Origin of the sequence: Sphingomonas faeni (genome assembly GCF_040407495.1) — a bacterium.
Taxonomy (GTDB): domain Bacteria; phylum Pseudomonadota; class Alphaproteobacteria; order Sphingomonadales; family Sphingomonadaceae; genus Sphingomonas; species Sphingomonas faeni_D.
In genome coordinates this window covers 201,858-226,050 of record NZ_JAPZPP010000005.1, presented here as the reverse complement: position 1 = coordinate 226,050, position 24,193 = coordinate 201,858, and the positions used below count along the sequence as shown (strand labels likewise).

The window sequence follows — 24,193 nt, the reverse complement described above, 5'->3', positions numbered from 1 at the left end:
CCTCCCGCAAGCGGGAGGGGAGCAGTGACTTACAGCCCTTCGACGAAGGCTGCGTAGGCGGCTTCGTCCATCAGGCTGTCGAGTTCGCTCGGGTCGCTGAGCGTCAGCTTGAAGAACCACCCGGCCGCTTCGGCGTCCGAGTTCACCAGGCTGGAGTCATCGGTCAACGCCGCGTTGCCCTCGATGACGGTGCCCGAGACCGGCGAATACACGTCCGAGGCGGCCTTGACCGACTCGACGACTGCGGCTTCGTCGCCCTTGCTCAGCGTCTTGCCGGCTTCGGGGACGTCGATGAACACGACGTCGCCGAGCTGGCTCTGCGCGTATTCGGAGATGCCGACGGTGCCGACGTCACCATCGACGTCGACCCATTCATGATCCTGCGTGAAGTAACGGCTCATATCACTTGGCTCCTGCGCGGACGTAGCGGTGGGGAATGAAGGGCATCGCGGTGACGGTGGCGGTGTGGACCTTGCCGCGTTGCGCGATTTCGATGCGGGTGCCGGGCGTCGACAGCGCGAGCGGCACATAGGCCATCGCGATCGGCTTCCCGAGGGTGGGTGCGAAACCACCGCTGGTCAGACGGCCGATAGTCGCGCCGGTGTCGTCGATCACTTCGGCGCCCTCGCGCGCGGGCTGGCGGCCCTCGACGATCAGGCCGACGCGCTTGGTGGCGGGGCCGTGCTCGCGCTGGGTCAGGATGCGCTCGGCACCGGGGAAGTCGGCGGCTTCGCGGCGACGCTTCGACAGCGCGAAACCGAGGTCGGCCATGACCGGCGTGATCTCGGGATCGAGGTCGTGGCCGTAGAGCGGCAGGCCGGCTTCGAGACGCAGCGAGTCGCGTGCGCCGAGACCGATCGGCTTGATCTCGGGGAGCGCGAGCAGCGCGTCGGCGAACGCGACCGCGTGTTCGGCGGGGAGCGAAATCTCGACGCCGTCTTCGCCGGTGTAGCCCGAACGGCTGATCCAGAGCGGGACGTCGTTCCAGTGGAACGCGCCGGCGGTCATGAATACGAGGCCGTCGACACCGGCGACGATCCGCGCGACTGCCTCGACAGCCTTCGGGCCCTGCACTGCGAGCAATGCTTGATCTTCGAGGATGTTGATCGTGACGTCGTCGGGCAGATGCTCGATCAGGTAGCTGATGTCGTCGTACTTGGTCGCGCCGTTGACGACGACGTAGAAGCTGCCGCTCGCGGTCGGCGACGGGTGGAGCGGGTCGTACGCCTCGGGCTCGACGTCCTGCGCGGAGAACGGCGACGGCTGGTCGTCGGGGAGGCGCGTGGCCATCAGGTCGTCGAGGATGCCGCCGTCCTGTGCGAGCAGCAGCGAGTAGCGCATCTTGCCTTCGCCCAGGCCGGCGATGTCGCCCGGCAGAACGGTTTCGAGCGCGTGCGCGATGCCTTCGCCGGAAAAGACGAGCTGGCCCATGTGGCTGACGTCGAACAGACCGGCCGAGTCGCGCGTCCAGGCGTGTTCGGCCATGATGCCTTCATACTGGATCGGCATCTCGTAGCCGGCGAACTCGACCATCCGCGCGCCGTGCGCCCGGTGCCACGCGTCGAGCGGCAATGGCAGAATCTCGGGCTCGACGTAATCGTCGGCCTGATCGATGATGCTGGCGTAATCGCGCAGTTCTGGGTCGCTCATGGTCGGTCTCCGTCGAAGGGGCGCGCGGCACCAATGGGTGCAACGATCCGAACCCCCTCTGTCACGGGACCTGAGAGCTTTCGCGGCGGACTTGTCCAGCGCTTACCCCTTCGGTGGCCCTCGACTCACGTCAGGACGCTTTCCAGAGTGTCGATCAGCCTCGCGCGGTCTCTGGTGCCTGAGAGATTCCGGGGTGGTTGCTCCTTCGGCGGTTCCATCAGCCCTCAAAGGACCGGAAACGCTCTCCCGCGCGGTGCCATGCCGGTTGCCCGACATCGACGCCGCGAGTTGTGACGCGGCGCACAATCTTAGTCAATCGAGGGTTTGGCGCGGCGGGAAGAAATCGGTGGATACCCCGTCCTTAGCACCACCCCGGCGAAGGCCGGGGCCCAATTGGAAAGGTCGCTGTAACGGAGGAGCGCGCCTAAGCTACCCCCGTTTCCCAATTGGACCCCGGCCTTCGCCGGGGTGGTGTCTGTGGTTGGGTGTACCAGCTCCAACCATGCCACGGACTATTCGACCGTCACGCTCTTCGCCAGATTACGCGGCTGGTCGACATCCGTGCCCTTCAGCACCGCGACGTGATACGCCAGCAACTGCACGGGCACCGCGTACACTAAAGGCGCGATCAGCGGGTGGACCTTGGGCATGGTGATCGTTGCCATGCAGCCTTCGCCGGCCGCCTGGATGCCGTCGTAATCCGAGATCAGCACGACCTTGCCGCCGCGCGCCATGACTTCCTGCATGTTGCTGACGGTCTTGTCGAACAACGGCCCCGACGGTGCGATGACGATGACGGGGACATGCTCGTCGATTAATGCGATCGGACCGTGCTTCATCTCGCCGGCGGCATAGCCCTCGGCGTGGATGTAGCTGATTTCCTTGAGCTTCAGCGCACCCTCGAGCGCCAGCGGGTAATCGGTCCCGCGGCCGAGATACAGCACGTCGCGCGCGCCGGCGATGTTGTGCGCCATCGCCTCGATTGCCTCGTCATATGCCAGTGCGCCGTTGAGTGCGGCGGGCGCCTCGGCGAGGTGGCGGACGATCTCGCGCTCCTGGTCCCTCGTCAGCAAGCCCTTCGCACGTGCCAGGTTGGCAGCGAGTGCGGCGAGCACGGCGAGCTGGCAGGTGAACGCCTTGGTCGAGGCCACGCCGATCTCGGGGCCGGCATGCGTCGGCAGCAACAGGTCCGCCTCGCGCGCCATCGAGCTGGTCGGGACGTTGACCACGACCGCGATCTTCTGCCCCTCGGCCTTGGCGTGGCGCAGTGCCGCGAGCGTGTCCGCGGTCTCGCCCGACTGCGAGATGAAGAGCGCGAGGCCGCCATCCTCCATCACCGGCGCGCGGTAGCGGAACTCGGACGCGACATCGAGATCGACCGGCACGCGCGCGAACTGCTCGAACCAGTATTTGGCGACCATGCCGGCGTAGAAGCTCGTGCCGCACGCGACGATCGTGACGCGCTTGATCGTCGACAGATCGAACTCGGGGATCGGCAGCGAGACCTCGCCCTCCATCCGCTTCAGATACGAGCGGAGCGTCTGCGCGACGACGATCGGCTGCTCGTAGATTTCCTTGAGCATGTAATGCTTGTGGTTGCCCTTCGAGATCACCTCGCCGGTGATCCCGGACAGCGTGATCGCGCGCTCGACCGGCGTGTTCTCGCGGTCGTAGACCTGTGCGCCATCGCGGGTGAGCACGACCCAGTCGCCCTCGTCGAGATACGCGATCCGCTGCGTCAGCGGCGCGAGCGCCAGCGCGTCCGAGCCGAGGTACATCTCGCCTTCACCGTGGCCGACGACCAAAGGTGAGCCGAGGCGCGCGCCGATCAGCAGGTCGGGATGCTGGCGGAACAGGATCGCGAGCGCGAACGCTCCGTGAAGGCGCGGCAGGATCTCGCGGACGGCCGAAACCGGGTCCATACCCGCCTCGACCTTCTCGCTGATCAGATGCGCGACGACTTCGGTGTCGGTTTCGCTGGTGAACGTCCGGCCGCGCGCGATCAGTTCGTCGCGCAGCGGCTTGAAGTTCTCGATGATGCCGTTGTGGACCACCGCGACTTCGCCGGTCGCGTGCGGGTGCGCGTTGTTGGTCGTCGGGCCGCCGTGCGTGGCCCAACGCGTGTGCGCGATGCCGGTCTTGCCGGGCAGCGGATGCGCGGCAAGTTCGTTGGCGAGATTGACGAGCTTGCCCGACGCCCGCCGGCGCTCGATCGCGCCATCATGATCGGTGGCGATGCCAGCCGAGTCATATCCGCGATATTCGAGGCGCTTGAGGCCATCGAGCAACCGGCCCGCAACGTCTTCGCCGCTCAGAATTCCAACGATGCCACACATTCGATCTTACTCCAGAAACGCGCTTATCGAGCAGCCTTGCGGGCTATCATTTTCTCACGGAACCGCGCCGCCCAACCGGGCTTGGCGATCTGCGCCGGGCGTACCAGCGCAAGTGCGTCGGCCTCGACATCGGCGGTCACGACCGAACCTGCCGCGACGATCGCACCGGCGCCTATATTCACGGGCGCGACCAGCGCCGAGTTCGAGCCGATGAACGCCCCCTCGCCGACGACCGTGCGGTATTTGAAATAGCCATCGTAATTGCAGGTAATCGTGCCCGCGCCGATGTTCGCGCCCGCACCGATATCCGCGTCGCCGATATAGGTGAGGTGGCTGACCTTCGCGCCCTCGCCGATGATCGCCTTCTTGATCTCGACGAAATTGCCGACCTTGGCGTCTGCCAGCAAGTCCGCGCCGGGGCGGAGGCGCGCGAAAGGCCCGACATTGGCGCCCTTGCCGACCGAGGCACCCTCGACGTGGCTGAAGGCGTGGATCGTCGCGCCGTCTTCGATGCGTACGCCGGGGCCGAAGACGACGTTCGGCTCGATCACGACATCGCGGCCGACCTGGGTGTCGTGCGCGAACCAGACCGTGTCGGGCGCGATCAATGTCACGCCGTCCGCCATCGCCTGCGCGCGCCGCGTCGCCTGCCAGGCGCCTTCGACACCCGCGAGTTCACCGCGGCTATTGACGCCGGCGACTTCGTCCGCGCCCGTCTCGATCACCGCGGACGAGCGGCCGGCGGCAGCGGCGAGCTCGACGATATCGGTGAGGTAATATTCACCTGCCGCATTGTTGTTGTCGAGCCGGTCGAGCAACGCGAACAGATCGGTTGCGCGCACCGCCATCAACCCGGAATTGCACAGGGTTACCGCCCGCTCTGCCTCCGATGCATCCTTATACTCCACGATCCGGTCCATCCGGCCAGCGGCGTCGGCGATGACGCGGCCATAGGCGCCGGGATCCGCTGGACGGAAGCCGAGCACAACGACCGCAGGCGTATCGTCGCCGCGCAGGCGATCGATCATCCGCTGCATCGTCGCGGCGGTGACCAGCGGCACGTCGCCGTAGAGGATCAGCACGTCGCCCTCGAACCCGGCCAGCGCCTCGCTGGCCTGCGCAACCGCGTGGCCGGTGCCGAGCTGCTCCGCCTGAAGCGCGGTAGCGATGCCGTGCGGTGCGACCGCCGCCTCGACCTGCTCGCGCCCTGCCCCCGTCACCACGACGGTCTTTGCCGGGTGCAACGCGGCCGCACTCGCGATCAGATGCAGCAGCATCGGCCGCCCGGCGATCGGATGGAGCACCTTGTGCAGGTCCGATTTCATCCGCGTGCCCTTGCCAGCGGCAAGGATAACGACGGCGATAGGGTGTGAAGGGGCGTTCACGGGAAACGGTTGGTCGTTGGAATACGTCGTCATGGGAGGATCGCTGCCACGAAAGCCTTGCCAATTCCATAGCGCCACTGGCAGGCCCAACGACAATGACGCATTTTTCTTTTGATATCGTCGGTTTCGACCTCGACGGTACCCTTCTCGATACCAGCGGCGATCTGGCCGCCGCGGTCAACCATGCGCTGGCGTCGGTCGGCCGCCCCGAACTGAGCGTCGAGCAGATCAAGCCGATGATCGGCGGTGGCGCACGGCATATGCTCAAGCAGGGCCTGACTGCGACCGGTGGCTATGACAAGGCGATGCTCGACACGCTGCACGCCACGCTGCTCGCCTATTATGAGGCGAACATCTGCGTGCTGACCAAGCCGTATCCCGGGGTGATCGAAGCACTGGATGCGTTGGCGGCGAAGGGCGTGACGCTCGGGATCGTCACCAACAAGATCGAGCGATTTGCGCGGACCGTGCTCGACCAACTCGGGCTGACGGAACGCTTCGCATGCATCCTCGGGGGCGATTCGCTGGCCGAATCGAAGCCATCGCCGATGCCGGTCCTGGAAATGGTGAAGCTTTGCCAGGAAAGCGGCGGCGGCGGACGTGCCGCGTTCGTCGGCGATTCGATTTTCGACATCCAGGCCGGTCAGGCAGCGGGGCTGCCGACGATCGCCTGCAGCTTCGGTTTCCTGATGCAGCCGGTCGCCGAGCTTGGCGCCGACGCGGTGATCGACGGCTATGCCGAGTTGCTGCCGACTCTCGAAAGGCTTGGGGCATGAACCGGCCTCTGCTTCTTCGCATCGCGCTGGTTGCGGCGGTGGTGTTCGCGGTGACGATGGCGCTTTTGCCCAAGCCCCCGCACTTACCGATCGACCAGTTCGGCGACAAGTTTCAGCACATGCTCGCATTCGCGACGATGTCGTTGCTCGCTGCACTGGCGTATCCGACTGCCCGGCTGTCCCGGATCGGCGAGCGCTTCTCGTTTCTCGGCGCGCTGATCGAGGTGCTGCAATCGATCCCGTCGCTACACCGCGATTGCGACATCCGCGACTGGATCGCGGACACGCTGGCGATCACGGTCGTGCTGCTGATCGTCTGGGCGGTACGGCGCCAGCGTGGCGCGCGGCTCAACTAGCCCTTGCGCCACTTGGTCCAGAGATGCCGCGCCAGCATCGCCGGCGGCATGCGGAGCCAGTGCGAACGAATGTAGAAGGCGAGGCGCGTGACGGGGCGGGTAGGTCTGCCCCAACCGTCGCGGGCGGTTACCCGGCGGATATACGCACGGTCGATGCCCTTCGCCTCGCCTTCGCCGAACAACGCGTCGACCATTCTCACCGATCGCGCCACCTCATGGTGCAGGCCATGCCGACGCGCCGCGGCATCTAGACCGTCGGCGCCGAACTCTTCGACCAGGCAGCGGATATCCCATAGGTTCCGCATTCCTCCGGCGAGGTCGCCGTCCGCGAACAGATGCGCGGCGGCGTGGACGATCATCCCGGTCGGCGACAAGATCCGCAGCCCATTCTCCAGCGCGACGCTATCCATGATCAGCGCGTGCGCGTCGGGCGTGATCCGCGCGGTCAGCGGCAGGATCGTGTGATGCACGTCGATCATCCGGTCGCGCTCGCGGTGAATCAGCGGCGGCAGTTCGTGCATCCAGCGGCGGTAATAGACGTCGTCATACGGATCGGGCTTCACCCATTCCCAACCCGCCGCGAGCAGCGTCGACTCGATCACATCGAGCGACGCGCGTGGCACCAGAATGTCCAGGTCGCCGATCGACCGCCCCTGCCCTGCCGACAGTCCTGCGGCAACGAACGCGGTGCCCTTGAGCAACACGATCGGGCACTCGATCGCAGCGAGCGCCCGCCGCGCCATCTCCGCTTCCCAAAGCGCCGCCCGGCGGCCGTGTTCGGCAGCGGTGCGCGCGTCGGCGAGGATCGTCTTCACCGCAGCCGGCATCGCCAAGCCATCGAGCAGGAGCGCCAGCGTACCGATTAACTGCTCCGCTCTCGCCATTGCCAGCAGCGCCGTCCAGCGCTTCACATCCAGCCCGACGACGCTGGCCGGGTCCGCGAGCGCGCGGGCGAGCATGCGGGCGTCGGTCACAACTCTGCCCATAAGGCCTGGACCTGCGCGATCGCGCTTGCGCCATCGGGATAGTCCACCGCCACCGATGGCACGGCCGCAATCAGCCCGGACAGCGCGCGAAACCCGGCCTCGCCGAGCGCGACGTAGTTGGTCGACGCCTGCGTCATCCGCACGAACGCCTCGCCCGGCTGCACCGCACGGATTTCGGGCGCGAAACCATAGCGCGGGAACACCAGCAACGCCGGCCGGGCCGGCACGTCCATCGCAGCGATCGCCCGCGCGTCGGGGACCATGTGGCGGATGTCACCCTTGGGTGTCGCCGGCATCAGCGGCCCCATCCGCGCGGTCGGCCACGCAGCTTCGGCCGCCGCGATCGCGTCGTTCTTCAGGCTGATCAGCCGCGGGAACGCGTGGATCAGCCCGGTGGCCGGATCGAGCAGCGCGAACTCGTCCCCCATGAACCGCCAGCCGCGCGCGGCCAGCAACGTCGCGAGCGTCGACTTCCCCGCGCCCGAAATGCCGGTCATCAGCAGCGCACGCCCATCGCGCTCGACCGCGGACGCGTGAAGCAACAGATACCGCCGCGCGCCGAGCGCCATCTGGAGGTTCATCGCCATCTCGGCGGCGAGCAACCCCTGTCGCAGCGGCAACGGTGCGGCTTCGGGCAGCATGTAGTCGCCGCCGATCTCGACCGAGGGGCGGAGAAAACGCCGCCAGGGCCGGCGCGCGAACAGGCGGACGGTGAAATCCGGCACGCCGTCGAGCGGCTTCGGATAGTCGCGGTACAACGTTTCGAGGTGCGCGATCGGCGCGCGCCAGTCCGAGCCGATGCGGAAGCCGACCGGGCCGATACGGACCTCGAAGGAATGCCTCACGCCCGCTCGACCAGTCCGGATTCCACCAATTCCGCGAGCCTTGCAGCCAAGGCATCGCGCGTGCCATCGGCGAGATCATAGTCGAGCCCGAGACGGTCGAGCAGCGCGTCGAGCGACAGCGCCCCCTCCCCCAGGATCGCCAGGATCTGCGGCGCCGGTTCGGTCAGCAGATGCGTGATCCCCGAGGCACGGTGATAGACCGCGGTGAACTCGTCGAGCGGGGCGACTAGCAGCCCCCCCTCGGGCGGACCGTGATACAGGCTGTCATGCACGGCCTCAGCCGCGCGGCATCTGCAACGATGCGAAGCAGGTGAAGCCGCCCTGGCCGCGCTGCAACCGGCGGATATATTTGACGTAAGCGCGGCTGCGCTCGGAATCGGTGCCGGGCAACGTGCTGCCATTGGCCATGGCGCGCTTGACCTCCTCGCCCTTGAACGGGCGGGACGATGGCGGGAACGCGCCCTTGGTCCGCGCCGGCACCACCTTGCCGTCGGCATCGATATAGCTGCCCGCGCGGCCGGGATCGGGGACCGGGATCTCGCAGTTCAGCACCGACCCCACGGTCTGCGCGAGCGCGGGGCGGATCGACACGACAGCACCGGCGGTCACTGCGCCGAGCGCCAACACGCGACGTCGGGTCGGCACGGCCTCGGCCCCTACTCCGTCGGCGGACGGAGCCGCAGAACCGTGGTCGGCCGGGTCTTGATAGGATCGAGTTTCGTCGCTCATGGTGCCCCTGCTACACCACAGCCCTTTCACAATCCTGAAGCGCTGACAATATCGCGCGGCAGACCGTGCCGAAGCAGGACGGCGCCATGCGAACCCGCTGGCGCCGTCAGCCTCATGCCGCGGCCGTGCCGCGTCGAACGACGCGTTCGAGGATCGCGAGCGGCATCGCTCCCTTGAGCAGCACCGCATGGAACTGCTTCAGGTCGAAACCCGGGCGCTTCTGGGCTTCGGCGCGGAGGCGGGTCCAGACGGTGTGGCCGATCTTGTAGCTGCACGCCTGCCCCGGCCAGACGGTGTAGCGATCGATCTCGCCCTGGCTGCGACCGCGCGCGATGCCGGTGGTGGCGATCAGATAGTCGGTCGCCTGCTCGCGGGTCCAGCGCTTCGCATGCATGCCGCTGTCGACCACGAGGCGGGTCGCACGGAACAGCAGCGACTGGAGATAGCCGACCTGTCCCAGCGGATCGCCTTCGTACATCCCCATCTCGTCGGCGAGTTGCTCGGCATACAGCGCCCAGCCTTCCGAATAGCCGCTGAAGAACCCGCGGCGGCGGATCAGCGGGATCTCGGTGCTCTCCAGCGCAAGGCCGACCTGGAGATGATGGCCGGGCACCGCCTCGTGATGCGTCAGCGTCGCCAGCCCGAACTTCGGACGATCGAACGTGTCGCGCAGGTTGATGTAGTAGATCGCCGGGCGCGAGCCATCGAGCGAGGCGTTCTGGTAATAGCCACCGGGCGCACCAGCCTGGATCGTCGGCGGCACGCGGCGTACTTCGACCGGAGCCTTGGGCAGGGTCGCGAACGCTTCGGGCAGCCGCTTCTGCATCGCGACGATCTGGCGGTTGAGATGCGCCAGCAACGCATCCCGGCCGGCATCGGTGTTCGGATAAAGCTGATCGGGACGCTGGTTGAGCGCCACCAGCCTCTCGCCGACGCTGCCCTTGGACATTCCCTGCGCCTTCAGAATCGTGTCGATGCGCGCGCCGATCTCGGCAACCTGGGCGAGGCCAAGCCGATGGATCTCGTCGCCGCTCATCGCCACCGTCGTCGCGGCTTCGGCCGCCGCAGCGTAGTAGGCTGCGCCATCGGGAAGACGCCAGCAGCCGGCATCGTGGACCGCCTTGGTCCGCAAGTCGGCGACGAGCACGCGTTGCCGTTCCAGCGCGGGGAAGACGTCGCGCTGGACGATCGCCGTCGCCTTGGCCACGCGGTCCGCCGGGAGGTTGGCAGCCTTCAGCTTGGCGGCAAAGCTTGCCACCATCACGGTCTGGTCCGCCGGCCGCTCCATCGCGCTGCCAAGCTGTTTGAGTGTCGTGTCGAGGATGTAATCCGGGGCGAAGACGCCACGCGCGGCATCGCTGCGTTGCCGGTCGGTGCTGTCGTCGATCGCTTTCGGGAAGGCCGCGAGCCGTTCGAGATACGCATCCGCCTCGGCAGCATCGCGCACGCGCGTCTGCGATTCGAGGAAGTCGGGCACGTCGCGGTACGGGCCGGTCAGCTGGCTAAGCACATAGGGCGCGAACCGGCCGAGGCTGTCGCCATAGGTGAACCGCTCGGCACCGGCGATAGCACGCGTTAGTTGATAAGCCACGACTTCATAATCGAGCGCGGCGGCCGGCGAGAGGCCGCGGGTGCCGAACGCCCGCAAGTCCGCCAGCTCCGCCTTCGCCCGAGCAAGATCTTCGGCTTTTCCGGTAGCGGACTCATCATCGAGTTTGGCTTTCAACGCGCCCCTGGCCCCCGTGTCGAGACCGAGCCGGGTCGCCTGTTCGGGCGACGCATCGAGCCGTGCGTAGAAGAACCGATCGAGCATCGACCTGAGCGCCGTATCACGATCAGCCGTGGCGCCGATGGCTTGGGCCGGCAGCACTCCGACAGCCGATGCCGCCGCTGCGCTCGCAAGAAAATTACGACGATGCATGCTTACTCCCCGTTCGATTTCGGCCAAGCCTATCGTCTCGTGGCGTGAATGGCGATCCATTCCCGCCATGTGTTCCAGAGATCGCGATTGCCGGTCGCTCGGGCGAGTTTATTCGCCGGGATGGTAGTAGTATCGCTCTGGGATCGTTAGCGTTTCACCCGACATGCTACCGTTTGCCCCCGTATCTCGGATACTGCGTTGGGTTGGACGCAAGCGTTGTCGACGATCGCCTGGAGACCAAGATGTTCCTCGACGAGACCCACAACTGGCCGCGCAAGGAAGACCTGCCTCGCCGCAAGCCCGTGTTCAAACACGAAAAGGCGCTGCGCCGCATCCTGCTATTCTACGCGCTGGCGCTACTGCTCCTGCCGGTCAGCCTGGGTGGGTTCGTCGACTTGGTCCGGTATATCTTCGACTGACGCCATCGGCACGATCGTTGATATCGATCAATCGACACTTGCGAGCATGGAACGTAAGACGAACAAATGGCGCAACTCGATACCCGTGAGAAACTCGAAATTCTTGCCGACGCGGCAAAGTACGATGCGTCGTGTGCGTCGTCGGGAACGACCAAACGGAACTCCAAGGACGGCAAGGGTCTTGGCTCGACCGAGGGCATGGGCATCTGCCACGCTTATGCGCCCGACGGCCGCTGTATCTCGCTTCTGAAGATCCTGCTGACCAACAGCTGCATTTTCGACTGCCATTACTGCATCAACCGCAAGAGCTCGAACGTGCGTCGCGCCCGTTTTACGGCGAAGGAAGTCGTCGATCTCACTATCGCGTTCTACAAGCGCAATTATATCGAGGGGCTGTTTCTCTCCTCCGGCATCATCGCCTCGTCGAACTACACGATGGAGCAGATGGTCGAGGTCGCGCGGTCGTTGCGCGAGGATCACCATTTCCGCGGCTATATCCATCTCAAGACGATTCCCGATGCCGATCCCGAACTCGTCCACCAGGCCGGACTGTATGCCGACCGCGTCTCGATCAACGTCGAACTGCCGACCGCGAACGGGCTGAAACGACTTGCTCCCGAAAAGGACGGGGTCCGGATCGAGACTGCGATGGCCGAGGTGAAGGCGTCGATCATCGACGGCAAGGATGCCAAGGCGAAGTACAAGTCGGCGCCGAAGTTTGCCCCTGCCGGCCAGTCGACACAGATGATCGTCGGGGCGGATGCTGCGACGGATGGCGATATCGTGCGAAAGGCGTCGACCTTGTACGATCGGTTCGGCCTGCGCCGCGTGTATTATTCGGCGTTCAGCCCGATCCCGGATGCGAGCGCCGTCCTGCCGTTGCAACGCCCGCCGTTGATGCGCGAGCACCGGTTGTACCAGTCTGACTGGCTGATGCGGTTCTATGAATTCCAGCCGCATGAAGTCGTTGCGGCTGCGGACGATGCCACGGGCATGCTCCCGCTCGACATCGATCCGAAGCTCGCCTGGGCGCTGAAGTTTCGCGGCAGCTTCCCGGTAGACGTCAACCGCGCGCCGCGCGAGATGCTGTTGCGCGTACCGGGGCTTGGGGTGAAGGCGGTCAACGGCATCCTGACGAGTCGGCGCTGGCGGCGATTGCATCTGGTGGATGTGGCGCGGCTGACGGTGTCGGTCGCGAAGCTTCGTCCCTTTATCATCGCCGAGGACTGGCGACCGGTAGTCTTAGCCGACCGCGCCGAACTTCGCCCGATCGTCGCCCCCAAGCCCAAGCAAATGGAAATGTTCGCGTGACGCTAATGCATTCCTCCCCGGCACGGGGAGGAGGACCGCGACGCGCAGCGGCGGGGTGGAGGGGGCTCACCACCACCGATACGTTCACGGAAGCCCCCCTCCTCCAGCTTCGCTGGTCCCCTTCCCCGTGTCGGGGAGGATTATGCGGGTCGTAACACTTTCCGAACCGGACGACTTCGACGGCTGGCGCGACGCAGCGCGTGGCCTGATCGCCGATGACGTACCGCCGGACGACGTCGTGTGGCAGGTCGGCGACGAGCCTGTCGACCTGTTCGCAACCATGGCCGAACTCGCCCCTGCTCCAGCCCCCGGCGCGTTCTCCGTCCCCCGCGCATTCCTCGACCTGGCGCGTAGTGCGATCCTCGGCAGCGATCCCGAGCGGTTCGCGCTGCTCTACACGCTGCTTTTCCGCCTGCGTCGCGAACCGAAACTGATCGAGGATCGCGCCGATCCGCTCGTCCGGCGGCTCGACCGTATTGCGAAAGACGTCCGTCGCGACATCCACAAGATGCGTGCGTTCCTGCGCTTCCGCGAAGTCGAGGAAAATGGGGGCACGCGGTTTGTCGCATGGTTCGAACCCGACCACCACATCGTCCGCGCCAACGCCGCGTTCTTCGTCAACCGTTTCGCCAGTATGCGCTGGTCGATCCTGACACCCGAAGTCTCGATCCACTGGGACGGCAAGGCGCTCGGCGAAGGACCCGGCGCGAGCAAGGCGGACGCGCCGGACGGCGATCCGACCGAGGAAGTCTGGAAGACCTATTACGCCAGCATCTTCAATCCGGCACGCGTGAAGATCGGCGCGATGCTGAAGGAAATGCCGAAGAAATACTGGAAGAACATGCCCGAGACCGCGCTGGTGCCGGGGTTGCTCGCGGCGGCACAGGCAAGGGAGAGCGGCATGATCCAGAAGGCGCGCGACACGGTCGGCGGCAACAGTCAGATTGCGTGGGAAGCCCTGCGCGACGAGGCGGCCGGCTGCACCCGGTGCCCGCTTTACAAGCCGGCGACGCAGACCGTGTTCGGCGAAGGCCCGGTCGACGCGCCGCTGATGTTCGTCGGCGAGCAGCCGGGCGACCAGGAGGATATCGCCGGACGACCGTTCGTGGGGCCCGCGGGGCAGATGTTCGACAGGGCGATGGCCGAGGCGGGCGTCGACCGCTCGCGCGCCTACGTCACCAACGCGGTCAAGCACTTCAAGTTCGAACAGCGCGGCAAGCGACGCATCCACGCCAAGCCGGGCGCTGGCGAGATCGACGCCTGCCGGTGGTGGATCGAGCAGGAGCAGATGCTGATCAAGCCGAAGGTCACGGTGGCACTAGGCGCCACCGCGGCCCGTTCGCTATTCGGCAAGGTGATGACGATCGGGCGAGAGCGTGGTCGGGCATTGCAACTGCCCGATGGCGGCGAAGCCTGGATCACGGTGCATCCGAGTTACCTGCTGCGGCTGCCGGACCCAGCACAGGCGGCGGAGGAATATGCGCGGTTCGTCGAGGATCTGCGAGTTGTGGGGGGGCGGATCGGCTGATTTTCGGCGGCATATCGTACCAGTTTAACCTCCTCCGCCCATCATCCTGACGAAAGTCAGGATGATGGGCGGAGATTGGAAAGGCATTTTCACTAATCACAGGGCGTTCGGTTCTGGTCCCAAGCGGCCAGCAGCATCGTCGAGCGCTTCGATCGCGACCATGTCTTCGTCATCCAGCGTAAGATCCAACGCCGCGAAATTGTCCGTCAAATGTTCCGCGTCCGAAGCCTTCGGGATGACCGAAAAACCGTTCGCCAAATGCCACGCCAGGATAACTTGCGCTGCACTCCGACCATGTTTGTCGGCGATCCGAACGATCGCGCTGTCCTGCAACAGGGTCTTACCCTGACCCAACGGGCTCCAGCTCTGCGTCACAATGCCGTGCGCCTCATGATAGGCGCGCTGCTCACGCTGCTGGAAGTTCGGGTGGAGTTCGATCTGGTTGACCGCTGGCGTGACGCCGGTCGCCGCGACGATCGCGTCGATATGCTCGGGCAGGAAGTTGGACACGCCGATCGACTTGGCCTTCCCGGCATCGCGTAGCGCGATCATAGCCTTCCACGCGTCGACGAACTTGTCCTGCTTCGGCACCGGCCAGTGCATCAAATAAAGATCGACTGACTCGACACCGAGCAGTGCAAGGCTTTCGTCCATCGCTGCCTCGGCGTCGCCCTGCCTGTCGTTCCACAGCTTCGTCGTCAGGAACGCATCCGAGCCCTTGTAGCCGTCGCCGACGCCGCGTTCATTGTCGTAGATCGCCGCGGTATCGACCAGGCGGAAGCCGATATCGAGCCCGGAGCGGACGATCGCCGCGGCCTGGCTGTCGGGGATCTGCCACGTGCCCATGCCGAACTGGGGCATCGTGCGGCCATCGTTGAGTGTGAGATCTGTCATGCCGCACCAGCGAACGACGCACGCGCCGGTTCCGAATCAGGCTTCCCTTCATCGCTCCAATCGCGCAATCGCCCGCCTCATGTTCGAAAAGATCCTGGCCGTGCTGGCCACCTTCACGATCGGCGTCATCTCGTCGGGTGGCTATGTCGGCATCGCGCTGCTCATGGCGATCGAGAGCGCCTGCATCCCGCTGCCGTCCGAGATCATCATGCCGTTCGCCGGCTACCTCGTCTCGACCGGACGGTTCGACCTGTATCTCGCCGCGACTGCAGGCGCGATCGGGTGCAACCTCGGCTCGATCGTGGCCTACGAGATTGGCAAGCGCGGCGGTCGCCCGATGGCCGAGCGTTGGGGCAAATACCTGTTGATCGGACCGGGCGAGCTCGACGCAGCCGACCGGTTCTTCGCACGCTGGGGGTCGATGGCGGTGCTGATCGGCCGCCTGCTCCCGGTGATCCGCTCGTTCATCGCCTTCCCCGCCGGCGTCGCGCGGATGAAGCTGATCCCGTTCCACATCTACACCTTCGTCGGATCATGGCCGTGGTGTTTCGGGCTGGCTTGGGTCGGCATGAAGCTCGGCGACAAGTGGGATAGCGATCCGCGCGTGAAGGCTGCGTTTCATAGCGCCGACCTGCTGATCGGCGTCGTCCTGATCGCGCTCGTGGGTTTCTACATCTGGCACCGGGTGCGCGGCCTGAAGCGTCACCCTTAAGTGTTTCGGGCAGGTAACCTCAACGCTTCGCCAACCCAATCGGATGGTGCATAGGAACGAGTACAGGTGCCGACGACGATACGGCACGACGAGATCCGCCCCGGCACGCGCTGATGATCCGCGATAGCCGCCGAGCAACTCCGTCGCACCAAAGCTCAGGAATCCGGTGCAGGCGCTCGTTGCACCGGTCGCCTCAGCTCGGATGGCTTGGACCCCGCCATCCCTTCGTCACCAATGATCAGCAGCGCATCGGTCACCGGGCCGCGAACGCACAATGCAGGCGCTCACCGCGGTGGCGCAAGGAAGTGCATCCGGACTATCACTGAGCCGTCATGCGTGAGGTACCTCCCGAAAGGGAGAGTAAAGCGGTAGCGCTTATGGAAGAACGGGGACTTCTGCCGCGCGCGTCTTGTTTTCCAGACGGGACTCCCTGACGCGCTGGCCGAAGCAGCCGGTAGCGCCGCCGGCGCCGACTGCCGAACAGCTGCCGATCGTGTTGACGCCGGACCCCACGTCCATCGTACCCTGCGCCTTGGTTGCCCAGCTTGCATTTTCCGGCGTCACGACGAACTCGCGGAGTTCCTTGGGGACGCGGTATTGCTCCTGCGCGCTGCGGCGGACGCAGACGACGATCTCTTCGCCGTTCTGGTTGGTTGGACAGCGTTCGTTGCCGAACAGCGTCAGAACGCCGTTGACGGGTGCGCTGCGCGAAACTTCCCCAGGCGCCGAGATCGTGTTCGGCTTGCCGGTAGCGCCAGGCAATGCCGGGGCCAGGGTCGGCGCTTTGGCTGGCAGCTGTGCCAGCGTCGGCGGCGCGCGGCGCGCAGGCTCCGATGTCTGCGCCACCGCGGGCCCGGCGACGAGCAACGCCGCCGCAAAAAGTATTTTCATACGCATCACTCCCACAATCCGTATTCTCGTTACAGGCCGTCTCTCAGATGCGCTTGGCGGTCGCGATCGCAACCTTGCAACCAAGCCGGATCGCGGCGCTCAACACCGGATAGCCCGGCGTCTCTTCAGCTCCCGCGGCAATCGCGGTCGCCTTGTGTTCGAGTTCCTCGGCCTGGAAATCGAGGATCGCTGCGGATAGCTCGGGATCGCTGGCGCCAAGCTGAACGAGCTGTTCCTCGTAATGCTTGTCGATCTCGGTCTCGACCGCCGCGGTACACGCCATCGCAGCTCGCGGGCTGATCGCGGCCGTCACTGCGCCTAGCGCGAAACCTGCGACCTTCCAGATTGGCTGCAACACCGTCGGGCGCACGCGGCGCTCGACGATCATCTTGTCGAAGAACGCGCGGTGGCGTTCCTCCTGCTGCGCCATGTGATGGATCGAGCGCGATGCCGGGTGACGGTCGCCGAGTACGGCAAGCTGGCCCGCATAGATGCGGATCGCGCCGTATTCGCCGGCCTGGTCGACGCGAATCATCGAGTCCGTCGCCCGCTTGGCGTCTCCTGGCTTCCAGCCGCTCATCTCGTCTTCCTCATGAGTGCGAATATGGTGAACGCACCGACGAGGGAAAAGATCGCGTTGAACCCGGCGAGCGAAATGCCGAGCAGCTTCCATTGCGGCGAATCGCAACGCACCATCGGCGCGTTCATGATCGCGGCGAGGCGCTCGGCGGCGGTCGTGCCGGCCATCGAGACGGTCGTGGTGCAGGCGGTGAAGCCGTTCCACCAATGATATTCGACGCCGGCATGCGCGACGCCGATCAGCCCGCTGAGCCCGATCAGCAGCCCGGCGATGATGACGAGCGAGGCGCGCAACGACCGCCCGGGGACGAAGAACGTCGCACCGGCGATCAGCACCGCGGAATAATGCGGCCAGCGCTGCCAGTGGCACATCTCGCACGGATACAGCCCGCCGAGATATTGCGAGCCGAGCGCGCCGAGGAGCAGGAATGCCGGCAGCAGCAGCGCGATGGCGCGGGCGATCTCTTCGTTCTTGGTCATGCCAAGCCCGCGACGCACACTCACTTGGTGGCTGCCTTGTTCGCGTCGGCATCAGGCTTGATCGGGCGCGGCTTGGTCGCGGCCGCGACCTGCACCGGGCCGCCGAGGCGTGCGACGGTCTTCAGCGCGTAATAGAGCTGGAAGTCGTCGATGCCCTGTTTCTTCAACTGCTCAGGGGTCTGCGAAAAACGAGGATCGGTCTTGGTATCCTCTTCGAGCACCGCGTTGTCGGCCTTCACCTCGTTGATCAGGTGTTTGCGCAGGTCGGCCTCGCGGAACACCGGACGCGACTTGTAGTCGGGATCGGTGAGCTGCGGCACCTTGATGTCGGGCTCGATCCCGCCCTCCTGCACCGAGCGGCCGGACGGCGTGAAGTAGCGCGCGGTCGTCAGCCGCAGTGCGGTCTCGGGGCCGAGCTGGAGCACGGTCTGGACCGAGCCCTTGCCGAAGCTGCGCTCACCCATGATCAGCGCGCGGTGGTGATCCTGGAGCGCGCCGGCGACGATCTCGGACGCGGAGGCGGTGCCGGGATCGGTGAGGACGACGACCGGCAGGCCGTGCGCGTCGTCGCCGGGCTTGGCGTAATAGCGCTCGATATCGGTCTTCTCGCGGCCGCGCTGCGAGACGATCTCGCCGTGATCGAGGAAGGCGTCGCTGACTTCGATCGCCTGCGTCAGCAAGCCGCCGCCATTCTCGCGGAGGTCGACCACGTATCCGAGCGGGCGGTGGCCGAGCGACTTGTCGATGCTCATGATCGCCGCGCGGGTGTCGGCGCCGGTATTCTCGCTGAAGGTGTTGATGTTGATATACCCGACGTCGCCGCGGACTTCCCACTTTACCGGCTTCTGGACGATGATCTCGCGCATCATGGTCACGTCGAGCGGCTTGTCGCGGCCCGGACGGACGAGGCCGAGCGTGATCTTGCTGCCGGGCTTGCCGCGCATCTTGCCGACCGCCTCGTCGAGCGAATCGCCGTAGATCAGCTTGCCGTCGATGTGCGTGATGTAGTCGCCGGATTTGACGCCGGCGCGGGCGGCGGGGGAGTCCTCTTGGGGGGCGACGACCTTGATCGCACCGTCCTCCATCTGAACGGTCAGGCCGAGACCGCCGTAATTTCCTTCGGTCATGATCCGGAGGTTCTCATAGTCGAGCGCGTCGACATAGCTGGAGTGCGGATCGAGGCTGGCGAGCATGCCCTGGATCGCACCCTTGATCAGCGTCTTGTCATCGACCTTGTCGACGTAATCCGCCTTCACGCGGTTGAACACGTCGAGGAACTGATCGAACTCGCGGTAAGTGTCGGTGTCGACCGCGGCCATCGCCGAGGTGGCGAGCGGGATCAGCGTCAGCGCGCCGACGATCGCGGTCGCGGCAAGGAACGGGGTACGCAGTATAGGACGAGGCATCGATGGTCCTGCAACCTGAGAAATGACGTGTCGTACGGTCGTGATGGCGTAGCGTAGCCGAACGCTGGCGGCAACGCGCGGAGCAAAGCGGGGCCGGGGTTAATGGCGGCTGACTAGGGGCGCGCGGCGGCGGGTTTGGGGCGGCAACGCCCTACCCCGTCATGCCGGCCTCGTTCCGGCATCCACGGTTTTGCACACTCGACAGAATTCCATTGCGGAACGGTGGCCGCCCCGAACCCAGTCGGTGACTATCGCTTTCGAGCACGTAAGACGTGTTTCCCCGCGAAGGCGGGGATTCAGACTAGGCTCCCGCCTTCGCGGGAGAACAAGGAAAGGGCGTGGTACCGTACGAACGCGGACCCGGACTTTTCTCAGGGTATAGGATCCGAACCAGTCTGGGATGACGGAATATTTTGGTAAAGGTCCTGATCCCGCAAACCTACCAGCGGTCGGCTATCAGTTGATCAACGAAGCGACGTCGACCGGCCGCCCCCGGCGGCGGAGTTCGACCGTGATGCGCGGGTCTTCGCTGGGCGCGGTGCCGAGCGGGGCACCCATCGCTACGTGGTTGCCAGACTTGGCGGTGGTGGCAGCCAACCCGGTGATCAGACTCGTCCAGCCGTCGGCGTGGTCGATGATGACGATATTGCCGTAATCGCGGAAACGACGCGCGTAGCGGACCGTGCCAGCCGCGGGTGCGACGACGCGCGCGCGGGGGGCGGTGGCGAAGGTCAGCCCGCGCGATCGGACGCCGGAGTCCGAAACCTCGTCGAAGCCGGTGACGAGCCTGCCCGCTACGGGTGTGCGGTACACGCCGCTCAGTGGCGCCGGGGGCGTGGCGCCAGGCGCGATCGGGCGGGGGATCGGGCCGGCGAGTGCGATCAGGCTGGCTGCGGTCGCCTTGGCGTTGGTGGTGGCCGCCATGCCGTCGACAAGATCGCGCGCGCGTTCGCCAAGCGCCAGCGCGCGATCGGACTCGCTGAGCGCACCGCGGCCGAGCGACTGGCTACGCTGGCGATGGCGCGCCTCCAGGGTAGCCAGCGCGATGCGGTCGTTTTCGAGGCGGGCGCGGCCGTCGGCGAGAGCCTTGGCGGCGAGCGTGGCGCTGGCTTGCAGGCGACGCGTTTCGGCGAGTTCGATGCGGACGGCTTCGGTGCGCTGGCGGACCACGGGGAGCGCACTGCCGAGGACCGCGCGGACATGGACGAGGTCGTCGACCGATCCGGGCTGCGCGACCGCGACGATCGTTGGGCGACGGGCGAGCGATTCCAATGCTGCGAGGAGCCGGGCGACCGGGGCTTGCGCGCGACCGAGCTTGGCGCGTTGATCGGATAGCAAGCGCTCGACCAGCGTTACGCGCGCACTTGCGGTGGCTAGGTTCGCTTCGGCGGCGGTCACGCGGGCAGCGAGCGCCTGTTCTTCGCGGCGCGCCTTGTCGGCGGCGTTGCGCTCCTGCGTGGCAGCAGCAGCGAGCTTGGCGGCGCGGGCGGCGGCGAGCGCGGCGTCGCGTTTCGCCGCGACCAGACGTTGCTGCTCGGTCGCCAGTTCGGGCGCGTCAGTCTGCGCGGTTACGCTCGCTGCCGCGAACAGCGCCGCGATCGCGAGAACGCCCCCTACCTTCATGTATCACCCTTCGCGGTGATACGGGTGGTTGGCAAGGATGCTGGTCGCGCGGAAGAGCTGCTCGGCAAGCATCGCGCGCGCGAGCAGATGCGGCCAGGTCGCGCGGCCGAACGAGAAGAGCAGGTCCGCCTCGTCGCGCGCCGCATCGTCGAAGCCGTCAGCGGCGCCGATCATGAACCGTGCCTCGCGCACGCCGTCGTCGCGCCACCGCTCGAGCTTTTGCGCGAACTGCGTCGAGGAGAGCGTCTCGCCCTTCTCGTCGAGCAGGATGCGCTTGGTCTGTTCCCCGACCAGCGGAATCTTGCCGCCCGTGTCGGGGAGCTCGCTGACCCTGGTCGGCCAGGCGATCCGCTTCAGATAGCGGTCGACGAGGTCGGCCTCGGGCGAGCGCCCGATCCGACCGCGGGCGACGATGTGGAGCAGCACCGCCGCCTCGAAGTGGGTTTAGTCTTCGTCGGTGAAGGTCGGCACGGGCGGTGGCGCCGGTGCGTCGCCGAATGCCCACATCCGCTCCAGATTGTAGAAGCTGCGGACTTCGGGACGAAACAGGTGGACGATGACGTCGGTCGCGTCGATCAGCACCCAATCGGCGGTCGGCAGGCCTTCGATCTTCACCGGACGCTTGAACTCGGCCTTAATCCGCTCGGCCAGCTTCTGCGCCATTGAGGCGACCTGGCGGGTCGAACGACCGCTGGCGATCACCATGTAATCGGCGATGCTGGTCTTGCCCGCGAGCGGGATCGAGATGGTCTCGACCGCCTGGTCGTCGTCGAGCGACGCGAGGATCAGGCGATGCAGCGCCTCAACCTCTTCGGGGTCGGTCGCGCGAGGGGCAGTAGGGGAAGTGGCCAAGTCAGCTCCTGGGTAAGAATACCGAGCCAGCAACGTGCTGAACCCAGTCGGGATTTTTGGCACGCAGGCCGGTTGCGGAGGTCGGGTCGGGTCGGAAGCGCAACAGCACGAGGGCCGGCAATCTCCACGTCGTCCAGCTCTTCGCATGGTCTGTGCGCCGTTGGAAGCGCCGCAGCCAACCCATCGCGGGGGCCGCGAGGGCGCGCCCGTCATATCCCGGACGCGCGATTACCGCAATCGGAACCTCGCGAGCGATCTGCCGCCAGTTCTTCCAGCGGTGGAAGTCGGCGAGATTGTCCGCGCCCATCAGCCAGATGAACCGCATTTTGGGATAGCGCCGCTTCAGCTTGCGGATAGTATCTAGCGTGTACCGGGTATGGAGGCGCGCCTCGATGTCGGTCGCCCGGATCGGCGCGCGGCGCGCCATCCGTCGCGCCGAAGCGAGGCGCGCGGGGAGCGGCGCCATGTCATTCGCCGCGTCCTTGAGAGGGTTGCCGGGGGACACCAGCCACCACGCCTCGTCGAGCGCGAGCGCGTCGATTGCCGCGAGCGTGATGCCGCGGTGGCCGTTATGCGCGGGATTGAACGACCCGCCTAGGATGCCGACGTGGGTCACCGCTGTTTACGCCAGTTCTCACGACCATGATAAGCTCGCAGGATTTCAACGCCGTGCGGGGCGATGCGGTAGATCAACACATAGTCGGTATCAGGCACGCGCCACTTGCGCTCGTCGCGGTCGACGATCGGACCTGCGGCGGGAAAATCGGCGAGGAAATTACCTGCCGCGATCGCAGCGCGGCCCACTAGATCGGCATAGTCGAGATCGCGTCGAGCGTTGAAATCATCGATCCGTGCGAGATCGATCTGCGCGAGGGGAGTCCAGGTTGCGCGACTCATCCTCGCCGACGAGCAGCCACGCGCTCTTCGAACCAGATTTCCATCTCTTCCTGGCTTATTAGTTCGCCGCGATCAGCGGAGTCGATCCCCTCTTGGACGAAGGCGCGCATCCCTGCATGATGCTCGGCTGCCTCTCGGATCGCTTCGGCAGCGAACTCCTCGCCGGTGATACCGCGATACCGCGCAAGTTCCTCGACCATCGCGAAGGTCGTGGGATCGAGCGGAGTGGTGATCGAGATGGGCGCGTTCATGGGCTTAAGCTACGCCGATCGGTAGGGAGCATCAACCGCGCACCTGGCCGGTGCCGCGGCCGATCCATTTGTAGGTGGTAAGGCCTTCGAGCGCGACCGGGCCGCGGGCGTGGAGGCGGCCGGTGGCAATGCCGATCTCCGCGCCGAGGCCGAACTCGCCACCATCGGCGAACTGGGTGGAGGCGTTCCAGAGGACGATCGCGCTGTCGACTGAGGTCAGGAAGCGCTCGGCAACGGAGGCGTCTTCGGCGACGATCGCGTCGGTATGGTGCGAACCGTGGCGGGCGATATGCGCGACCGCGCCCTCAAGTCCGTCGACGATCGCGACCGAGGCGATCGCGTCGAGATACTCGGTATCCCAATCCGCGGGATCGGCGGCCCCGATCTCCGCAACGAGGGCGCGGGCGCTTCCATCGCCGCGTACTTCGCAGCCCATTGCAGCGAGTCTTCGGATCAGGGCCGGTGCGTCCGTATAGTCACGGTCGATCAGCAGCGTTTCCATCGAGCCGCAGACACCGGTGCGCCGCATCTTCGCATCGACGACGACGGCCTCGGCCATCACGGAACCGGCTGAGGCGTGCACGAAGATATGATTGATGCCATCGAGATGCGCGAGGACGGGCACACGGGCTTCGGCCTGGACGCGCGCCACGAGGCTCTTGCCCCCACGGGGGATGATGAGGTCGATCACCCCGTCCGCCTTCAGCATCGCGCCGACTGCTGCGCGATCGGTGGTCGGCACGAGTTGCACCGCGTCGACGGGCACCCCGCCCGCCTTCAGCCCCGCGACCAGTGCCGCGTGGATCGCGCGATTGCTCTTCACCGCTTCCGATCCGCCGCGCAGGATCGCCGCGTTACCGGCCATCACGCAGAGCGCTGCCGCGTCGGCGGTGACGTTGGGGCGGCTTTCGTAGATGATGCCGATGACGCCGATCGGCACGCGGACGCGCGAGAGCTTCAGGCCGTTCGGACGCTCGCTCGCGTCGATCACCTGCCCGACGGGATCGGCGAGCGCCGCCACCGCCGCTACGCCGTCCGCCATCGCCGCAACCCGCGCCTCGTCAAGCCGCAGCCGATCCAGCAGCGCGCTCGACAGACCGGCGCCCGCGGCGCGCGCCATGTCCTCCGCATTTGCCGCAACGATCGTCGCCGATGCTGCCCGGATAGACTCCGCCGCCGACGCCAGCGCCGCAGCCTTCCGCGCGGACGGCATCGACGCCAGCACCAGCGCGGCAGAGCGCGCGCGAAGCCCCATTTCGGCGATCAGTTCGGTCGGATTTTCTGCATCGGCCATAGTCCCCGCGCTAGCACGCGAACCCCCTCGCGCCAACGTCGCGAACTCGTTACGCTGCCGATATTGCAGGGG

27 protein-coding genes and 2 riboswitches are annotated in these 24,193 nt (G+C 66.1%); of the genes, 6 read left to right on the top strand and 21 right to left on the bottom strand.

Translation table 11 applies throughout. From position 1 onward, the window contains the following. Positions 1 to 29 precede the first annotated feature (29 nt). The 4 genes from gcvH to glmU all read right to left on the bottom strand — a co-directional run bounded on the left by gcvH (position 30) and on the right by glmU (position 5,404). On the bottom strand, positions 30 to 401 hold the full coding sequence (gene gcvH, locus O6W96_RS16035; RefSeq protein ID WP_353470489.1) for a glycine cleavage system protein GcvH: 372 nt from the start codon (positions 399 to 401) through the stop codon (positions 30 to 32). Between the two features lies 1 nt (position 402). Beyond that, a complete protein-coding gene (gcvT, locus tag O6W96_RS16030; protein WP_353470488.1) occupies positions 403 to 1,650 on the bottom strand; it encodes a glycine cleavage system aminomethyltransferase GcvT in 1,248 nt (415 codons plus the stop codon). A gap of 48 nt (positions 1,651 to 1,698) precedes the next feature. Further along, a riboswitch (glycine riboswitch) is annotated at positions 1,699 to 1,805 on the bottom strand. Continuing rightward, positions 1,806 to 1,909: riboswitch (glycine riboswitch) on the bottom strand. It lies immediately after the preceding riboswitch. Between the two features lie 253 nt (positions 1,910 to 2,162). Beyond that, on the bottom strand, positions 2,163 to 3,986 hold the full coding sequence (gene glmS, locus O6W96_RS16025; RefSeq protein WP_353470487.1) for a glutamine--fructose-6-phosphate transaminase (isomerizing): 1,824 nt from the start codon (positions 3,984 to 3,986) through the stop codon (positions 2,163 to 2,165). Between the two features lie 23 nt (positions 3,987 to 4,009). Then, positions 4,010 to 5,404, bottom strand: a complete 1,395-nt coding sequence (glmU, locus tag O6W96_RS16020) for a bifunctional UDP-N-acetylglucosamine diphosphorylase/glucosamine-1-phosphate N-acetyltransferase GlmU (RefSeq protein WP_353470486.1) — start codon at positions 5,402 to 5,404, stop codon at positions 4,010 to 4,012. 62 nt (positions 5,405 to 5,466) lie between these two features. On the opposite strand from glmU, the gene O6W96_RS16015 reads away from it, so the two are divergent. Then, entirely contained in the window at positions 5,467 to 6,147 is a 681-nt protein-coding gene (locus O6W96_RS16015) for an HAD family hydrolase (RefSeq protein WP_353470485.1), read from the top strand. Then, positions 6,144 to 6,503: a hypothetical protein gene (locus tag O6W96_RS16010; RefSeq protein ID WP_353470484.1), complete on the top strand. Its 360-nt coding sequence runs from the start codon at positions 6,144 to 6,146 to the stop codon at positions 6,501 to 6,503. The genes O6W96_RS16015 and O6W96_RS16010 overlap by 4 nt, the downstream gene beginning before the upstream one ends. Here the strand turns inward: O6W96_RS16010 and O6W96_RS16005 are convergent. The 5 genes from O6W96_RS16005 to O6W96_RS15985 all read right to left on the bottom strand — a co-directional run bounded on the left by O6W96_RS16005 (position 6,500) and on the right by O6W96_RS15985 (position 10,984). Continuing rightward, a complete protein-coding gene (locus tag O6W96_RS16005; protein WP_353470483.1) occupies positions 6,500 to 7,489 on the bottom strand; it encodes a nucleotidyltransferase domain-containing protein in 990 nt (329 codons plus the stop codon). The two genes, O6W96_RS16010 and O6W96_RS16005, sit on opposite strands and share 4 nt — an antisense overlap. Beyond that, on the bottom strand, positions 7,474 to 8,334 hold the full coding sequence (locus tag O6W96_RS16000) for an HprK-related kinase A (RefSeq protein WP_353470482.1): 861 nt from the start codon (positions 8,332 to 8,334) through the stop codon (positions 7,474 to 7,476). The genes O6W96_RS16005 and O6W96_RS16000 overlap by 16 nt, the downstream gene beginning before the upstream one ends. Beyond that, a complete protein-coding gene (locus O6W96_RS15995) occupies positions 8,331 to 8,606 on the bottom strand; it encodes an HPr-rel-A system PqqD family peptide chaperone (protein ID WP_353470481.1) in 276 nt (91 codons plus the stop codon). The genes O6W96_RS16000 and O6W96_RS15995 overlap by 4 nt, the downstream gene beginning before the upstream one ends. A gap of 4 nt (positions 8,607 to 8,610) precedes the next feature. Beyond that, complete coding sequence (locus O6W96_RS15990) at positions 8,611 to 9,063, bottom strand: hypothetical protein (RefSeq protein WP_353470480.1); 453 nt, start codon at positions 9,061 to 9,063, stop codon at positions 8,611 to 8,613. A 112-nt stretch (positions 9,064 to 9,175) separates the two neighbouring features. After that, positions 9,176 to 10,984: a DUF885 domain-containing protein gene (locus tag O6W96_RS15985; protein ID WP_353470479.1), complete on the bottom strand. Its 1,809-nt coding sequence runs from the start codon at positions 10,982 to 10,984 to the stop codon at positions 9,176 to 9,178. Between the two features lie 203 nt (positions 10,985 to 11,187). Here O6W96_RS15985 and O6W96_RS15980 point away from each other — a divergent pair, with 203 nt between their 5' ends. The 3 genes from O6W96_RS15980 to O6W96_RS15970 all read left to right on the top strand — a co-directional run bounded on the left by O6W96_RS15980 (position 11,188) and on the right by O6W96_RS15970 (position 14,242). Then, positions 11,188 to 11,403 (top strand): hypothetical protein, encoded by a 216-nt coding sequence (locus O6W96_RS15980; protein ID WP_353470478.1) that lies wholly within the window; start codon positions 11,188 to 11,190, stop codon positions 11,401 to 11,403. A gap of 66 nt (positions 11,404 to 11,469) precedes the next feature. Then, positions 11,470 to 12,714 carry a putative DNA modification/repair radical SAM protein gene (locus O6W96_RS15975; RefSeq protein ID WP_353470477.1) on the top strand — a complete coding sequence of 415 codons (1,245 nt, stop codon included), beginning with the start codon at positions 11,470 to 11,472 and terminating at the stop codon, positions 12,712 to 12,714. 142 nt (positions 12,715 to 12,856) lie between these two features. Beyond that, positions 12,857 to 14,242 (top strand): UdgX family uracil-DNA binding protein, encoded by a 1,386-nt coding sequence (locus O6W96_RS15970; protein WP_353470476.1) that lies wholly within the window; start codon positions 12,857 to 12,859, stop codon positions 14,240 to 14,242. A 96-nt stretch (positions 14,243 to 14,338) separates the two neighbouring features. On the opposite strand, the gene O6W96_RS15965 is transcribed toward O6W96_RS15970, so the two are convergent. Beyond that, positions 14,339 to 15,136, bottom strand: a complete 798-nt coding sequence (locus O6W96_RS15965) for an aldo/keto reductase (protein ID WP_353470475.1) — start codon at positions 15,134 to 15,136, stop codon at positions 14,339 to 14,341. Between the two features lie 79 nt (positions 15,137 to 15,215). On the opposite strand from O6W96_RS15965, the gene O6W96_RS15960 reads away from it, so the two are divergent. Beyond that, positions 15,216 to 15,848, top strand: coding sequence for a DedA family protein (locus O6W96_RS15960; RefSeq protein ID WP_353470474.1), 633 nt, complete (start codon positions 15,216 to 15,218; stop codon positions 15,846 to 15,848). 375 nt (positions 15,849 to 16,223) lie between these two features. On the opposite strand, the gene O6W96_RS15955 is transcribed toward O6W96_RS15960, so the two are convergent. From O6W96_RS15955 to O6W96_RS15905, 11 genes are all read right to left on the bottom strand, one after another. After that, positions 16,224 to 16,739: a hypothetical protein gene (locus tag O6W96_RS15955; RefSeq protein ID WP_353470473.1), complete on the bottom strand. Its 516-nt coding sequence runs from the start codon at positions 16,737 to 16,739 to the stop codon at positions 16,224 to 16,226. 43 nt (positions 16,740 to 16,782) lie between these two features. Continuing rightward, positions 16,783 to 17,319, bottom strand: a complete 537-nt coding sequence (locus tag O6W96_RS15950; protein ID WP_056061210.1) for a demethoxyubiquinone hydroxylase family protein — start codon at positions 17,317 to 17,319, stop codon at positions 16,783 to 16,785. Beyond that, on the bottom strand, positions 17,316 to 17,798 hold the full coding sequence (locus tag O6W96_RS15945) for a disulfide bond formation protein B (RefSeq protein ID WP_120299750.1): 483 nt from the start codon (positions 17,796 to 17,798) through the stop codon (positions 17,316 to 17,318). The genes O6W96_RS15950 and O6W96_RS15945 overlap by 4 nt, the downstream gene beginning before the upstream one ends. 20 nt (positions 17,799 to 17,818) lie before the next feature. Next, positions 17,819 to 19,204: a S41 family peptidase gene (locus O6W96_RS15940; RefSeq protein ID WP_353470472.1), complete on the bottom strand. Its 1,386-nt coding sequence runs from the start codon at positions 19,202 to 19,204 to the stop codon at positions 17,819 to 17,821. A 456-nt stretch (positions 19,205 to 19,660) separates the two neighbouring features. Then, a complete protein-coding gene (locus O6W96_RS15935; protein ID WP_353470471.1) occupies positions 19,661 to 20,827 on the bottom strand; it encodes a murein hydrolase activator EnvC family protein in 1,167 nt (388 codons plus the stop codon). A 3-nt stretch (positions 20,828 to 20,830) separates the two neighbouring features. Beyond that, positions 20,831 to 21,253, bottom strand: a complete 423-nt coding sequence (locus O6W96_RS15930; RefSeq protein WP_353470470.1) for a 23S rRNA (pseudouridine(1915)-N(3))-methyltransferase RlmH — start codon at positions 21,251 to 21,253, stop codon at positions 20,831 to 20,833. 18 nt (positions 21,254 to 21,271) lie between these two features. Further along, positions 21,272 to 21,679, bottom strand: a complete 408-nt coding sequence (gene rsfS / locus O6W96_RS15925) for a ribosome silencing factor (protein ID WP_056061225.1) — start codon at positions 21,677 to 21,679, stop codon at positions 21,272 to 21,274. 1 nt (position 21,680) lies between these two features. Next, entirely contained in the window at positions 21,681 to 22,295 is a 615-nt protein-coding gene (locus tag O6W96_RS15920; RefSeq protein ID WP_353470469.1) for a nicotinate-nucleotide adenylyltransferase, read from the bottom strand. Beyond that, positions 22,292 to 22,576 carry a type II toxin-antitoxin system RelE/ParE family toxin gene (locus O6W96_RS15915; protein ID WP_353470468.1) on the bottom strand — a complete coding sequence of 95 codons (285 nt, stop codon included), beginning with the start codon at positions 22,574 to 22,576 and terminating at the stop codon, positions 22,292 to 22,294. The genes O6W96_RS15920 and O6W96_RS15915 overlap by 4 nt, the downstream gene beginning before the upstream one ends. After that, the gene (locus O6W96_RS15910) at positions 22,573 to 22,827 is read right to left on the bottom strand and encodes a hypothetical protein (RefSeq protein ID WP_353470467.1); all 255 of its coding nucleotides are present in this window, start codon (positions 22,825 to 22,827) and stop codon (positions 22,573 to 22,575) included. Before O6W96_RS15910 ends, O6W96_RS15915 begins: the two co-directional genes overlap by 4 nt. Before the next feature lie 31 nt (positions 22,828 to 22,858). Further along, the gene (locus O6W96_RS15905) at positions 22,859 to 24,121 is read right to left on the bottom strand and encodes a glutamate-5-semialdehyde dehydrogenase (protein WP_353470466.1); all 1,263 of its coding nucleotides are present in this window, start codon (positions 24,119 to 24,121) and stop codon (positions 22,859 to 22,861) included. Between the last annotated feature and the right edge of the window lie 72 nt (positions 24,122 to 24,193).

What these genes read in the sequence shown, in the direction of transcription:
- gcvH (WP_353470489.1), bottom strand. Translation starts at nt 401, where the DNA reads ATGAGCCGTTACTTCACGCAGGATCATGAATGGGTCGACGTCGATGGT.
- gcvT (WP_353470488.1), bottom strand. Translation starts at nt 1,650, where the DNA reads ATGAGCGACCCAGAACTGCGCGATTACGCCAGCATCATCGATCAGGCC.
- glmS (WP_353470487.1), bottom strand. Translation starts at nt 3,986, where the DNA reads ATGTGTGGCATCGTTGGAATTCTGAGCGGCGAAGACGTTGCGGGCCGG.
- glmU (WP_353470486.1), bottom strand. Translation starts at nt 5,404, where the DNA reads ATGACGACGTATTCCAACGACCAACCGTTTCCCGTGAACGCCCCTTCA.
- O6W96_RS16015 (WP_353470485.1), top strand. Translation starts at nt 5,467, where the DNA reads ATGACGCATTTTTCTTTTGATATCGTCGGTTTCGACCTCGACGGTACC.
- O6W96_RS16010 (WP_353470484.1), top strand. Translation starts at nt 6,144, where the DNA reads ATGAACCGGCCTCTGCTTCTTCGCATCGCGCTGGTTGCGGCGGTGGTG.
- O6W96_RS16005 (WP_353470483.1), bottom strand. Translation starts at nt 7,489, where the DNA reads ATGGGCAGAGTTGTGACCGACGCCCGCATGCTCGCCCGCGCGCTCGCG.
- O6W96_RS15990 (WP_353470480.1), bottom strand. Translation starts at nt 9,063, where the DNA reads ATGAGCGACGAAACTCGATCCTATCAAGACCCGGCCGACCACGGTTCT.
- O6W96_RS15985 (WP_353470479.1), bottom strand. Translation starts at nt 10,984, where the DNA reads ATGCATCGTCGTAATTTTCTTGCGAGCGCAGCGGCGGCATCGGCTGTC.
- O6W96_RS15975 (WP_353470477.1), top strand. Translation starts at nt 11,470, where the DNA reads ATGGCGCAACTCGATACCCGTGAGAAACTCGAAATTCTTGCCGACGCG.
- O6W96_RS15970 (WP_353470476.1), top strand. Translation starts at nt 12,857, where the DNA reads ATGCGGGTCGTAACACTTTCCGAACCGGACGACTTCGACGGCTGGCGC.
- O6W96_RS15965 (WP_353470475.1), bottom strand. Translation starts at nt 15,136, where the DNA reads ATGACAGATCTCACACTCAACGATGGCCGCACGATGCCCCAGTTCGGC.
- O6W96_RS15960 (WP_353470474.1), top strand. Translation starts at nt 15,216, where the DNA reads ATGTTCGAAAAGATCCTGGCCGTGCTGGCCACCTTCACGATCGGCGTC.
- O6W96_RS15955 (WP_353470473.1), bottom strand. Translation starts at nt 16,739, where the DNA reads ATGAAAATACTTTTTGCGGCGGCGTTGCTCGTCGCCGGGCCCGCGGTG.
- O6W96_RS15950 (WP_056061210.1), bottom strand. Translation starts at nt 17,319, where the DNA reads ATGAGCGGCTGGAAGCCAGGAGACGCCAAGCGGGCGACGGACTCGATG.
- O6W96_RS15945 (WP_120299750.1), bottom strand. Translation starts at nt 17,798, where the DNA reads ATGACCAAGAACGAAGAGATCGCCCGCGCCATCGCGCTGCTGCTGCCG.
- O6W96_RS15940 (WP_353470472.1), bottom strand. Translation starts at nt 19,204, where the DNA reads ATGCCTCGTCCTATACTGCGTACCCCGTTCCTTGCCGCGACCGCGATC.
- O6W96_RS15935 (WP_353470471.1), bottom strand. Translation starts at nt 20,827, where the DNA reads ATGAAGGTAGGGGGCGTTCTCGCGATCGCGGCGCTGTTCGCGGCAGCG.
- O6W96_RS15915 (WP_353470468.1), bottom strand. Translation starts at nt 22,576, where the DNA reads ATGAGTCGCGCAACCTGGACTCCCCTCGCGCAGATCGATCTCGCACGG.
- O6W96_RS15910 (WP_353470467.1), bottom strand. Translation starts at nt 22,827, where the DNA reads ATGAACGCGCCCATCTCGATCACCACTCCGCTCGATCCCACGACCTTC.
- O6W96_RS15905 (WP_353470466.1), bottom strand. Translation starts at nt 24,121, where the DNA reads ATGGCCGATGCAGAAAATCCGACCGAACTGATCGCCGAAATGGGGCTT.